This window comes from Actinomycetospora sp. CA-053990 (genome assembly GCF_050948445.1).
Classification (GTDB): Bacteria; Actinomycetota; Actinomycetes; order Mycobacteriales; family Pseudonocardiaceae; genus Actinomycetospora; species Actinomycetospora callitridis.
In genome coordinates this window covers 3,750,401-3,762,825 of the sequence record NZ_CP192043.1, presented here as the reverse complement: position 1 = coordinate 3,762,825, position 12,425 = coordinate 3,750,401, and the positions used below count along the sequence as shown (strand labels likewise).

12 protein-coding genes and 1 pseudogene are annotated in these 12,425 nt (G+C 74.9%); 8 read left to right on the top strand and 5 right to left on the bottom strand.

The features are described 5' to 3' along the window. Nucleotides 1-115: 115 nt before the first annotated feature. Nucleotides 116-1,057: an ROK family protein gene (locus tag ACQPYN_RS19340; RefSeq protein ID WP_433026224.1), complete on the top strand. Its 942-nt coding sequence runs from the start codon at nt 116-118 to the stop codon at nt 1,055-1,057. On the opposite strand, the gene ACQPYN_RS19335 is transcribed toward ACQPYN_RS19340, so the two are convergent. Both ACQPYN_RS19335 and ACQPYN_RS19330 read right to left on the bottom strand, forming a co-directional pair. Further along, a complete protein-coding gene (locus tag ACQPYN_RS19335) occupies nt 1,054-1,659 on the bottom strand; it encodes a hypothetical protein (protein ID WP_433026221.1) in 606 nt (201 codons plus the stop codon). The genes ACQPYN_RS19340 and ACQPYN_RS19335 overlap by 4 nt on opposite strands. Beyond that, complete coding sequence (locus ACQPYN_RS19330) at nt 1,656-2,474, bottom strand: alpha/beta hydrolase (protein WP_433026218.1); 819 nt, start codon at nt 2,472-2,474, stop codon at nt 1,656-1,658. The genes ACQPYN_RS19335 and ACQPYN_RS19330 overlap by 4 nt, the downstream gene beginning before the upstream one ends. Nucleotides 2,475-2,765: 291 nt before the next feature. Between ACQPYN_RS19330 and ACQPYN_RS19325 the strand changes: the two genes are divergently transcribed. From ACQPYN_RS19325 to ACQPYN_RS19305, 5 genes are all read left to right on the top strand, one after another. Beyond that, nucleotides 2,766-3,467, top strand: a complete 702-nt coding sequence (locus ACQPYN_RS19325; protein WP_433026215.1) for a lysophospholipid acyltransferase family protein — start codon at nt 2,766-2,768, stop codon at nt 3,465-3,467. 34 nt (nt 3,468-3,501) lie between these two features. Further along, entirely contained in the window at nt 3,502-4,020 is a 519-nt protein-coding gene (locus tag ACQPYN_RS19320; RefSeq protein ID WP_433026212.1) for a polyadenylate-specific 3'-exoribonuclease AS, read from the top strand. A gap of 84 nt (nt 4,021-4,104) precedes the next feature. After that, nucleotides 4,105-5,508 (top strand): class II 3-deoxy-7-phosphoheptulonate synthase, encoded by a 1,404-nt coding sequence (locus tag ACQPYN_RS19315; RefSeq protein WP_433026209.1) that lies wholly within the window; start codon nt 4,105-4,107, stop codon nt 5,506-5,508. Nucleotides 5,509-5,627: 119 nt separating this feature from the next. After that, nucleotides 5,628-6,332 (top strand): flavodoxin family protein, encoded by a 705-nt coding sequence (locus ACQPYN_RS19310; protein ID WP_433026206.1) that lies wholly within the window; start codon nt 5,628-5,630, stop codon nt 6,330-6,332. Then, nucleotides 6,329-7,153, top strand: coding sequence for a class I SAM-dependent methyltransferase (locus tag ACQPYN_RS19305; protein WP_433026203.1), 825 nt, complete (start codon nt 6,329-6,331; stop codon nt 7,151-7,153). The genes ACQPYN_RS19310 and ACQPYN_RS19305 overlap by 4 nt, the downstream gene beginning before the upstream one ends. Here the strand turns inward: ACQPYN_RS19305 and ACQPYN_RS19300 are convergent. Beyond that, nucleotides 7,150-8,412: a protein kinase domain-containing protein gene (locus tag ACQPYN_RS19300; RefSeq protein WP_433026200.1), complete on the bottom strand. Its 1,263-nt coding sequence runs from the start codon at nt 8,410-8,412 to the stop codon at nt 7,150-7,152. The genes ACQPYN_RS19305 and ACQPYN_RS19300 overlap by 4 nt on opposite strands. Nucleotides 8,413-8,520: 108 nt before the next feature. Here ACQPYN_RS19300 and ACQPYN_RS19295 point away from each other — a divergent pair, with 108 nt between their 5' ends. Further along, a complete protein-coding gene (locus ACQPYN_RS19295) occupies nt 8,521-9,243 on the top strand; it encodes an alpha/beta fold hydrolase (protein ID WP_433026197.1) in 723 nt (240 codons plus the stop codon). Nucleotides 9,244-9,248: 5 nt separating this feature from the next. Next, nucleotides 9,249-9,608 (top strand): Rv2175c family DNA-binding protein, encoded by a 360-nt coding sequence (locus tag ACQPYN_RS19290; RefSeq protein ID WP_274190191.1) that lies wholly within the window; start codon nt 9,249-9,251, stop codon nt 9,606-9,608. A gap of 354 nt (nt 9,609-9,962) precedes the next feature. On the opposite strand, the pseudogene ACQPYN_RS19285 reads toward ACQPYN_RS19290, so the two are convergent. Further along, nucleotides 9,963-10,901 (bottom strand): annotated as a pseudogene (locus tag ACQPYN_RS19285) (phytoene/squalene synthase family protein); the annotation flags it as partial. Next, nucleotides 10,898-12,406 (bottom strand): phytoene desaturase family protein, encoded by a 1,509-nt coding sequence (crtI, locus tag ACQPYN_RS19280; RefSeq protein ID WP_433026194.1) that lies wholly within the window; start codon nt 12,404-12,406, stop codon nt 10,898-10,900. The gene crtI and the pseudogene ACQPYN_RS19285, both read right to left, overlap by 4 nt. Between the last annotated feature and the right edge of the window lie 19 nt (nt 12,407-12,425).

Genomic DNA, 12,425 nt, shown 5'->3' with positions numbered 1-12,425 from the left:
CCGCCACGGCGCGGCCGTCGGTGCAGCGCATCGCCATCCGGCGCCCCGCCCGCCCCGCCCAGAAAGACCGGACCGACCGGACCGAGGGGAACGGAGAGTCCGCCGGCGACACCCCGTGCTGACCGTCGGGGTCGACATCGGCGGCACGTCGGTGCGCGCCGGCGTGGTCGACGCCGACGGCACCGTCGTCGCCACGGCGGCCGTGCCCACCGCCCGCGACGCCGCCGGCCTCGACGACGCGATCGTCGACCTCGTGCGCGGTCTCGCCGAGCAGCACCGCGTCGGCGCGGTGGGGCTGGCGATCGCGGGGTTCGTCGACCCGGACCGGCGCACCGTCGCGTTCGGCGCCCACCTGCCGTGGCGCGACGACCCCGTGGCCGAGCGGCTCGCGGCCCGCCTCGACGTGCCCGTGGTGATCGAGCACGACGCGAACGCGGCGGGGCTGGCCGAGCACCGGGTCGGCGCCGCCGTGGGCGCCCGGGTGGCCGTCCTCGTCGCCCTCGGCACCGGGATCGGCGCGGCGCTGCTGGTCGACGGGGCCGTGTTCCGCGGGGCCCACGGCGTCGCCCCCGAGCTCGGGCACCTCACGGTGGTCCGGGGCGGCCGGCCCTGCCCGTGCGGCAAGCGCGGCTGCCTCGAGCGCTACTGCAGCGGCACCGCGCTGGGGCGCTCGGCGGAGGAGCTGGTCGCCGACACCGAGGAGTTCTCGGTGCTGCGGGCGACGTGGGAGCGCGCGCAGCCGATCACCGGCTGGGACGTCGCCCGGGCCGCCGAGGCGGGCGATCTGCTCGCCGGGCGGGTCGTCGACGAGTTCGCCGACTGGCTCGGGCAGGCGTTGTCCCTGGTCGCCGACGTCTTCGACCCCGACGTCGTCGTGGTGGGCGGCGAGGTGTCCGCGTCGTCGGGCCTGTTCCTGGACCGGGCGCGCCGACGCTATGCCGAGGAGGTCACCGGGGGAGGGCACCGCCGGCTGGCCGAGGTCCGGCCCGCGATGCTGGGCGGTCGCGCCGGGATCGTGGGCGCCGCCCTCGACGCCCGCGAACGGACGGGCGTCTAGAGGATCGCGCCGTCGTCGGAGCCGTCGCTGCCGGTGTCGCGCCCGCGGCGCAGACCGAACACGAGCCAGCCGAGACCGGCGGTCATCGCCAGCAGGCCGGGCACGATGCCGAGCCCGACGGGCCCGCCGAGCAGGCCCGGAACGGCGAGCAGCACGACCCCGACGATCAGCAGGCCGAGCCCCAGCAGGCTGCTCACGCCGAGGCGCGGCAGCGGCGGGGGCTCCGGGGGCACGTAGTGCTCGTCGTGGGCGGGCTTCGGCGAGGGGCGCGGCACGTCGCGCGCGGGCGGGTCCTCGGCGGGCGGGGTGGCCCCCGGACGCGCGGCGGGGCGCGGGACGTCGGCGTCGAACGTGTCGCGGGGCCGGCGCTGGCCGCCGGGGGGCGTCGCGGTGCCGAGCCCGGTGGACGGGTGCTCCCGGCCCGACGCGTCGTCCGGGTCGGGCATCTCGTCCGGCCATCGCGGGGCACCGGAGGCCGCCCAGTCGGCGACGATCGAGGCGAAGGCCGCGTCGATGTCGTCCGGCACGCCGGGACGGTGGGGATCGCCGACGCCGCTGTCCGCGGGGTCGGGGCGGGTGTCGTCCGGCTCGGGCGCGGTCATGCGGGGGTCCCTGGGGTGGCGACGGCGGTGTCCGTGGCGTTCGGTCCGCCGGTGCGGTCGTCGTGCACGCGACGGACGAAGGCCAGGCTGTCGGTGAAGATCCTCGGAGCGTCGTTGTCGAGCGTGGCCACGTGGTGGCTGTCGGCGAGCACGACGTCGGTGACGTCGTGCGAGGAGATGCCCTGGAGGACGAGGGTGCTGTTGACCGGCTCCACCACGTGGTCGGTGGGGGAGTGGAACAGCAGGACGGGCAGGTGCACCCGTTCGAGATCGGCGCGCACGAGGCGCCAGAGCGTCGTCAGCGACACCGCGGCGCGCGTCGGCAGGCGGTCGTAGGCCAGCTCGGTGACGCCGGGCTTCTTGATGTCGTTCGCCACGCCCGGCACGAAGGGCACGATCCACTGGATGTAGGGCGCGATCGTCGCGTCCTTGCGCAGCGTCGTGACCGAGGGATTGACCAGCGCGATGCCCGCGAGGTCGTCCCCGCGCTCCTGCGCGAGGCGCAGCGTGAGCGTGCCGCCCATGGATTGCCCGAACACGAACACCGAGCGGTACTCGCGCCGGAGGTCGTCGACGGCGCGCTCGACCTCGCCGTACCAGTCGGTCCAGCGGGTGCGGTTGAGGTCCTGCCAGCGCGTGCCGTGGCCCGGCAGACGCGGCCCGCGCACGCCGATGCCGTCGGAGGCCAGGAACTCGCCCCACGCCCGCATGCTCTGCGGCGTTCCCGTGAGCCCGTGGCTGAGCACCACGCCGATCTCGCGCGACCCGTCGCCGGGATCGGAGACGAAGGGCTCGGCTCCGGGCAGGACGGGCACGATGGATCCTCCGACGAACGGCGTGGGCGGCGCGGCACAGGGACCGCACGAGGCGGTGGGAGCGGATCGGGAACCCTATCGTGGCATGTCCCACACGCCTGGGTCACGCGGTGGTGCCCGTGTCGCGCCGGGCGGTCCGCACGACGGGGTCGCGGGCGGCCGTTCGCATGATCGCGGGCGTCCGAGGGGGCCGATCGGGTCGTGTGACGGGTGGCGCGGAGGCTGTGTCGGGCCGCCGGTGGGCCCTAGGCTCGCGCGCGGCGACGAGGGCAGGGCGGAACGGGAGCGCGAGTGCTGTACTGGATCATGAAGTGGGTGCTGCTCGGCCCGCTCATGCGCGTGGCGTTCCGCCCGCGCGTGGTGGGGGCGGAGAACCTGCCGCGGCGGGGCGGCGCGCTGGTCGCGTCCAACCACCTCGCGGTGCTCGACTCCTTCGTCCTGCCGCTGATGGTGCCGCGCCGGATGGCCTTCCCCGCCAAGGCGGAGTACTTCACCCAGCCCGGGGTGCTCGGCACCCTCAAGCGCTGGTTCTTCACCGGCATGGGCCAGGTCCCCATCGAGCGCGGTAACGGGCGCGCGGCACGCGCGGCGCTCGACACCGGCATCGGCGTGCTGCGCGAGGGCCGGCTGTTCGGCATCTACCCCGAAGGCACGCGCTCGCCCGACGGCCGGCTGTTCAAGGGCCGCACCGGGGTGGCGCGCATGGCGCTCGAGGCCGGCGTGCCCGTCGTGCCCGTGGCGATGATCGGGACAGACCAGGCGAACCCCGTCGGCTCCCGCTTCTGGCGCCCGGTCCGCATCGGCATCCGCATCGGCGAGCCCCTGGACTTCTCGCGCTACGCCGGCATCACCGACGACCGCCAGGTCGAGCGGGCGATGACCGACGAGATCATGGACGCGGTGCAGCGGCTGTCGGGCCAGGAGTACGTCGACGTCTACGCCAGCACGGTCAAGGACGGCAAGGACAAGGGCGCCGAGGCCGAGGCCGCCTGATCCCGGCGGGGTCCCACCGTCCAGAATCACCCTCGTGGCCCGGTACTTCTACGACTGCGAGTTCATCGAGGACGGGACCACCATCGAGCTGGTCTCGGTGGGTGTCGTCGACGAGCAGGGCCGCGAGTTCTACGCGATCTCCAAGCAGTTCGACCCCATGCGGGCGGGCCCCTGGGTCCGGCACAACGTCCTCGACAAGTTGCCCCCGATGTCGGACCCGGCGTGGCGCAGCCGCCTGAGCATCCGCGAGGCGTTCTACGAGTTCGTGACCGCCGGCGAGGGCCCGGTGGAGCTCTGGGCCTGGTACGCCGCGTACGACCACGTCGCCATCGCGCAGCTCTGGGGCGCGATGCCCGACCTGCCGCGGGCGCTGCCCCGCTTCACCCGCGATCTGCGCCAGCGCTGGGACGACGTCGGGCGCCCCGAGCTGCCGTCGGCGCCCGCGGACGCCCATGACGCCCTCGCCGATGCCCGCCACAACCTGGCCCGATGGCAGGTCATCGACGCCCACTGGCGCGCGCTGCACGAGGGCCGCCCGGCCGCCGGGGCGTGATCACAGCGCGTGATGACCGCGCCCGGCCGACCACGTAGCGGGGAACACGTAACGGCCGCGTCACCGCCCTCTACGCTGGCGGGTGTGAACTGGTCCGTCGACCTGCCCGTGGACGCTCTGCCGGGCCTGCCGCCCCTGCCTCCCGCCCTGCGGGAACGCCTCGACGCCGCGCTCGCGCGCCCGGCGGCGCAGCAGCCCGACTGGCCCGACCCGGACGCGGTCGCCGAGGTCCGCACCGTCCTCGAGCACGTGCCGCCGATCACCGTGCCCGCCGAGATCGACCGGCTGCAGTCCCAGCTGGCTGCGGTGGCCCGGGGCGAGGCGTTCCTGCTCCAGGGCGGCGACTGCGCGGAGACGTTCGCGGACAACACCGAGCCGCACCTGCGCGGCAACATCCGCACCCTGCTCCAGATGGCGGTGGTGCTGACCTACGGCGCGTCGCTGCCGGTGGTCAAGATCGGGCGGATCGCCGGGCAGTACGCGAAGCCGCGCTCGTCGAACACCGACGCGCTGGGCCTGCCGTCCTACCGGGGCGACATGGTCAACTCGCTGGCCGCGCACGCCGAGCGCCGCATCCCCGACCCGGGCCGCATGATCCGCGCGTACGCCAACGCCGGCGCCGCGATGAACCTGGTCCGCGCGCTGACCTCCGGCGGCATGGCCGACCTGCACGAGGTGCACGAGTGGAACCGGGAGTTCGTGCGCACGTCGGCCGCGGGCGAGCGGTACGAGGCCGTGGCAGCCGAGATCGACCGGGCGCTGCGGTTCATGTCGGCGGCCGGGGTGAACGACCACTCCCTGCGCGGCACCGAGATCTTCGCCAGCCACGAGGCCCTCGTGCTCGACTACGAGCGCGCGCTGCTGCGGCTGGACTCGCGGGTCGAGGCGACCAGCCGTGACGACGCCCGCCTGTTCTCCCTCGGCGCCCACTTCCTGTGGATCGGCGAGCGCACCCGGGCCCTCGACGGCGCGCACATCGCGTTCGCGGAGCTGCTGGCCAACCCCATCGGCATCAAGATCGGCCCGGGCACGACGCCGGAGCAGGCGGTCGAGTACGTCGAGCGCCTCGACCCGTACCACCAGCCCGGCCGGCTCACGCTGATCTCGCGCATGGGTGCGGGCAAGGTCCGCGACGTGCTGCCGTCGATCGTCGAGAAGGTCACGGGGTCGGGGCACCAGGTCATCTGGCAGTGCGACCCGATGCACGGCAACACCGTCGAGGCGACCACCGGCTACAAGACCCGGCACTTCGACCAGGTCGTCGACGAGGTCCAGGGCTTTTTCGAGGTGCACCAGGGCCTCGGCACCCACCCCGGCGGCATCCACGTCGAGCTCACCGGCGAGGACGTCACCGAGTGCCTCGGCGGCGCCCAGGACATCTCCGACACCGACCTCGCCGGGCGCTACGAGACGGCCTGCGACCCGCGCCTGAACACCCAGCAGTCGCTGGAGCTGGCGTTCCTCGTCGCGGAGATGCTCCGGAACTGAGCGCCCGCCACGTCGGGTGGCGGGCCGGGCACGGTGCGAGTTCGCGCTGTCCCGCCGGCCCGCACCCGAGGATCGTGACGTCCCGATGATCGCCGCGCGGTGATCGGGGGAGGCGGAACGTGACCGGGTACCAGGATCTGTCGGCGCTGTTCGTGAACTGCACGCTGAAGCGTTCGCCGGAGGTGAGTCACACCCAGGGCCTGGTGGACCTCAGCGTCGGCATCCTGGAGAAACAGGGTGTGCGCGTCGACCAGTTCCGCGCGACCGACCACGACATCGCGGTCGGTGTCTGGCCGGACATGACCGAGCACGGATGGGCCACCGACGCGTGGCCCGAGCTCTACCAGCGGGTCCTCGCCGCGGACATCCTCGTCGTCGCCGGCCCGATCTGGCTGGGGGACAACAGCTCGGTGACCAAGCAGGTGATCGAGCGCCTCTACGCGTGCTCCCACCTGCTCAACGACGCCGGTCAGTACGCCTACTACGGCCGGGTCGGCGGCTGCCTGATCACGGGCAACGAGGACGGCGTGAAGCACTGCGCGATGAACGTGCTCTACAGCCTCCAGCACCTCGGGTACACGATCCCGCCGCAGGCGGACTCCGGCTGGATCGGTGAGGCCGGACCCGGCCCGTCCTACCTCGACCCCGGTTCGGGCGGTCCGTCGAACGACTTCACCAACCGCAACACCACGTTCATGACCTGGAACCTGCTGCACGTGGCACGGATGCTCAAGGACCGGGGCGGCATCCCGGCGTACGGCAACCAGCGCTCCGAGTGGGACGCCGGCTGCCGGTTCGACTTCGAGAACCCGGAGCACCGGTGAGCCTGCGGTCCGGCGACGGCGTGGCCGCGGGAGCCCTGCCCGCGTACATCCTCGACGACGCCGCGACGGTGGAGTACCAGCGGCTGGACCTGATGTCGAAGATCCTCGACCCCTGGACCCGCGGCCACCTCGAGGCACTCGGGGTCCGGCCGGGCTGGCACTGCCTGGAGCTGGGGGGCGGCAACGGCAGCGTGGCCGAGTGGCTCTGCGACGCCGTCGGCTCCGCCGGGAGCGTCACGTCCGTCGACATCAACCCGGCGCTCCTGCGGCTGGTGCCCGCGCAGAACCTGACGGTGCAGCAGGCGGACGTCCGGACGGACCCCCTCCCGAGCGGGCTGTACGACCTCGTCAGCTGCCGTGCCCTGCTGCACCAGATCGCCGGCCACGCCCCGGCGGTGCTCGAGAAGATGGCTGCGGCGGTCGCACCGGGCGGATGGCTCCTGGTCCAGGAGCCGGACTTCCACCTCGCACCCACCACGGAGCCCGCCGTCTGGGCCGAGACGTGGCGGGCGTTGATCGCGTGGGGACAGGACAACGGCGTCGACTGGCTCATCGGCCGCCGGTTGCCGGGGATGGTCGGCGCGGCCGGGTTCGCGCGGCCGCAGGCCACGACCGACGTGCAGAACATCCGGGGAGGCGACCGGGGCGCGCTCTACTTCAAGCTCTTCTTCGCCGAGGTGCGCGACCGGGTCCTGCGCAGTGGACGGCTGGACGCGGCGACGCTGGACGCCGCGACGGCGGTGCTCGACGACCCGGATCTCTGGACCCAGTGCTGGATGATGACGGCCGTCTGGGGTCGCAAGGACCCGGCGACGAGCTAGCCCGGCAGCCCCAAGCCCCAGCCGGCGGCACCGGCGGCGACGGTCGCGATCGAGACGAGCAGCAGCCAGGCGCCGAGCAGCCGGCGGGAGCGGGTGCGCGCCCGCCGGCGCTCGATCCGCTCGATGGCCACGTCGACGTCGTCCACCGCGCCGTCGGGCCTGCGGCGCACCGTGGGACCGGAGTCGGGGCCGGGATCGCGGTCGTCGTCCGCCTCGTCGACGTCGTCCTCGTCGAGGTCGTCCTCCGGCTCGTCGTCCCACGGCCGGCGCCCGGTGCGGGGCGACTCGCGGGGCGCGCCGTCGAGGTCGAGCAGCCGCGTGCCGCGCAGCGGCCGGGACCCGGCGGTGCCCGTGCGGCGCGGGGGTGGCGGCACCGGGTGGTAGGGCAGGTCGGTGTCCATCCGCACCCCGCGGACGGCGGCCAGGAAGGCGCCGGCGTCGGCGAGGCGGGCGTCGGGGTCGCGGTCGGTGGCCGCGAGCACGAGGCGGTCCAGCGCGCGGGGGATGCCGCCGACGACGGACGAGGGCGGCGGGACGTCGTGGTGCACGTGCCGGCGGGCGACGGCCACGGCGTCGTCGCCGCCGTGGGGCGGCACGCCCGTGAGCAGCTCGAACAGCACGATCCCGGCGGCGTAGAGGTCGCTGCGGGCGTCGGCGCGGCCGTCGGTGACCTGCTCGGGGGCCAGGTACGCCACGGTGCCGAGCACCATCTCGCCGGAGCCCTCGGGGTCGTTCGGGTCGGCGGCGTCGGTCTCCCAGGCCGCGGCGACCAGCCCGAAGTCGGCGACCTTGACGGACCCGTCGGTGCCCACCAACACGTTCTCGGGCTTCACGTCGCGGTGGACGAGGCCGCGGTCGTGGGCGACCTGCAGGGCGGTGACCACCTGCTCGATGACCGTCAGGGCGGCCGCCGGGTGGAGGCGGACCTGGTCGCGCAGGACGTCGCGCAGCGTCCCGCCCTCGACCAGCTCGAGGACGAGGAAGACGGTGCCGTCGGCGTCGCGTCCCTGGTCGTGCACGGCGACCACGCCGGGGTGCGCCAGGCGGGCCGCCGCCCGCGCCTCCCGCTCGAAGCGCCGGACGAAGGCGGGGTCGGCGGCGAGGCCGCGGTCGAGGATCTTGATGGCCACCGGACGGTCCAGGCGCAGGTCGCTCCCGCGGTGCACCACCGACATCCCGCCGCGCGCGAGGAGGCCGTCGACGCGGTAGCGCCCCTCCAGCACCGTCCCCGCGGGGTCGGCGGTCGGGACGGACGTCATGCCCCGATGCTACGAGGACGTCGGTGACCTGCGGGGATTCTCGTGTCCGACGCGCGGCCCCTCGACCGGGTGCGCTTGGCCCACGCGCCGCGCACCTAGGCTCCGACCATGACGACCTGGCTCCTCGTGCCCGGCGCGGGCGGCGTGGCCTGGTACTGGCACCGCGTGGTGGATCTCCTGCGGGCCCGCGGCGACGAGGCGATCGCCGTCGACCTCCCCGCCGACGACCCGGACGCCGGCGTGCCGCGCTACGTCGAGGTCGCGCTCGAGGCCCTCGGTGGCCGCCCCGACCCCGTGGTGGTCGGCCAGTCGCTGGGCGGGTTCACCGCGGTGGAGATCTGCCGACGCATCCCCGTGCAGCGGTTGGTGCTGGTCAACGCCATGATCCCCGCGGTGGGGGAGACGCCCGGGCAGTGGTGGACCGGGTCGGGGCACGCGGCGGCGAAGGAGGCCGCGGTGCGCGCCGCGGGACGCGAGGACGCCGGGTTCGCCCCCGAGTGGGAGTTCCTGCACGACGTCCCCGCCGACGTGGTCGGGGCCGGCGCCGAGCACCAGCGCGCGCAGTCCGACGGCCCGTTCGCCGACGGCTGGTCGCTCCCGGCGTGGCCCGACGTGCCCGTCACCGTCGTCGTGGGACGCGACGACCGCTTCTTCCCGCCGGACTTCCAGATCGGTCTCGCCCGTGCGCGCGCCGGCGTCGAACCGGTGCTCGTGCCCGGCGGCCACCTCCCGGCGCTCGCCCAGCCGGAGGCCCTGATCCGCGACGGTCTGGACACCCCGGGACACACGCGCGCACAGGGGGCCGGAGGGGCCGCACCTCTGGCACAGTGACGCCTGTGACCGAGTCCCTCGCCGCCCTCGTGGGCCATGACATCGAGGTCGTCTCGCTCGCCCAGGTCGCCGAGCGTCTCGGCGTGCCCCGCACGCGCGTCAGTCAGATGATCAAGCAGGGGCAGTTGCTGGGCGTTCGGGAGGACGACCGCTGGTCGGTGCCCGCCGCCTTCCTCACCACCGACGGGGTGGTGAAGGGCCTGCCCGGCACCATCCAGGTCCTCCGCGACGGGGGGTACGCCGACGGGGAGATCCTGCGGTGGCTCTTCGCCGACGACGACTCCCTGCCGGGCACCCCCATCGACGCGCTGCGCTCCGACCGGGGGCGCGAGGTCAAGCGTCGCGCCCAGGCGATGGCGTTCTGAACGGACGCAGTCCGCTCAACGCCTCCCCGAGCAGCCCGTGCCGGCGCAGCGCCGCCGTCAGCCGCGCGGCGCGCCGCACGCCGAGCCGGCGCACCAGGGCGGGGGCCAGCGCCGGGCCCGTCCACGCCCGCACGCGGTCGGCGCCGTCGGTGGGCGTGATCTCCAGCAGCGTCGGCGCGTCCCCCGCGACGCCGGACTCGGCGCACCAGGCCGCCACCCGGTAGTCGGCCAGCGGCAGCACCTCGAGATCCGGCCCGACGGTGTCCGCGACGGTGGTGCCCACCGCCCGGCACCGCGCGCAGGCGGCGTGACCCTCGTGCTCGCCGCCAGCCGCCGACGCCACCGCGTCCCCCACCGCGACCCCACGGCGTGGGCCAGGCGCGGCAGGGCGACCGCCGCGCGGCGCCCGTTCCCGACGGCCACCCGCCGGCGCAGCACGTCGTAGTCGGCGTCGACGATCTCGTCGAGGATGCCGCCGTAGAGCACGTGCGCGGTCCGCACGCACGGCCGCGACACGGGGTGGAGCAGGGCGATGCCGCGCTCGGCGCGCCGGTAGACCGCGCGGGTCCGGGCGACGAGGTGGGCCAGGGCCCGCCGGACCCGGGGGTCGGTGCGGCCGGTGCTGCGGCACCAGGCCAGCAGGTCGCGGTCGACGCCGAACGCCGCGAGCTCCGCGGTCGGCAGGTAGACGCGGCCGCGGTCGAGGTCCTCGCCGACGTCGCGCAGGAAGTTCGTCACCTGGAAGGCGACGCCGAGGTCGGCGGCGTACGGCTCGGCCTCCTCCTGCGGCACGACCGTCCCGAGCACCGGCAGCACCTGCAGCCCGATGACCGCGGCCGAGCCGTGCACGTAGCCGGAGAGGTCGTCGAACGTCGGGTAGTCGGTGACGGTGAGGTCCATGGCCATCGAGTCCATGAAGTCCTCGAGGTGGCGGTGCTCGATGCCGAAGCGGGCGACGGTGTCGGCCAGCGCGGCGACCACCGGCTCGCCCTCGGTCACGAGCGTCCGCGGGTCGGTGCCGGCGAGGCCTCGGCGCATGCGGGCGCGGACCTCCTCGAGCCGCGCGGCGACGGCGGCGGGCGAGGCGTCGGCGTCCGGGTCGTCGACGACGTCGTCGGCCATCCGCGCGAAGCCGTAGAGCGCGTGGATCGCCGGGCGCTGGGCCGGGGCGAGCAGGCGCGTGGCGAGGAAGTAGGTCCGGCCGTGCACGGCGTTCAGCGCCCGGCACTGCGTGTAGGCGTCGCGCAGCGCCGGGTCGGTGATGCCGGCGGCGTCCAGCTCCGTGGTGCTCACCCGGTGATCCGCGCCGCCGCGAGCTTGCCCGAGACGAGCACCGTCGGGACGCCGACGCCGGGCGTCGTCCCCGAGCCGGCGAGGACGACGTTGCCCTCGCCGCGCACGAGGTTGCCCGCCCGGAACGGGCCGGTCTGCGCGAACGTGTGCGCCGCCGAGAACGGGGTGCCTGCCGCGAGCCCGAGCCGACCCCAGTCGTCGGGGGTGATGAGGTGCTCGGTGACCGGCTCACCGAGCTCGATCCCGCGACCGGCCAGCACCCCGCGCAGCTCGTCGCGGTAGCGCGGGCCGATCCGCTCCCAGTCGAGCGGGGCCTTGTCGGTGTTCGGGGCGGGCGCGAGCACGGACACGAGCTCGTGCCCGTCGGGCGCCAGCGACGGGTCGGTGGCCGTCGGGTGCGTGACCAGCAGCGACGGGTCGGACATCAGCCGGCCCTCGGTGATGATCTCGTCGAACGTGCCGGCCCAGGCGTCGCCGAACGAGATGGTGTGGTGGCCGAGACCGGTGCCGGCGGGCACCCCGGCGTGCCACACGAACGCCGAGGGCGACCAGCGCATCGGCACCACGCGTCGCGGGGTGCGCCCGAGCAGGCCGTAGGAGACGGGGAGGTCGCAGGTCAGCACGACGGCGTCGGCGGCGAGGCGGTCGCCGTCGGCGCTCGGCTCGCCCGTCGGCACGGTGCGCAGCGCCCGCACGCGCCCGCCGGAGCGCTCCAGCCCGGTGACCGTCGTGCCGTAGCGGAACTCGGCGCCCGCGTCGGCGGCGGCGTCGGCCAGGGCCTGGGGCAGGGCCCGGACCCCGCCCTTCGGGAACGAGACGCCGGCGATCGTGTCCATGTAGGCGATCACCGCGTAGGCGGCGAGGGCCTTGGCCGGCGGGACGCCCGCGTACAGGGCCTGGAAGGAGAAGATGCGTCGCAGGCGCTCGTCGTCGAGGAACTTCGCGATCCTCGACCCGAGCCGTCCGAAGCCCCCGAGCGCGCCCAGCCGCGCCAGGTCGGGGCCCAGGACGTCGAGCGGCGAGTCGAAGTTCGCGTCGATGAACGTCGCCATCTGCACCTGGTAGAGCTCGGTGAGCCAGGACCGCAGCCGGCGGTAGCCCTCGGCGTCGGACGCCGAGACCTTCTCCCGGATCTCCTGCTCCATCGCACCCGGATCGGTGTGCACGTCGATCGCGCTGCCGTCCGCGAATCGCGCGTGGTACGCGGGGTGGAGGTCGACGAGCTCGAGGCGGTCGCCGAGCTTCTCGCCGACGGCCGCGAGGGCCTCCTCGATCAGCTCCGGCATCGTGATCACGGTCGGGCCGGTGTCGAGGCGGAACCCCCTATCGGCGTGCTGCCCCCCATGGAGGTCGAGACGGCCCGCGCGCCCGCCCGGCGTGGGGTCGCGCTCGACGACGGTGACGCGACGGCCCGCGCCGAGCAGGTGCAGGGCGGTCGCGAGGCCGGCGAGGCCTGCGCCCACGACGACGACGTGGTCGGTGGGGGACTGGACGGTGCGGGTCACGCGACTCCTGAGAGGTGGA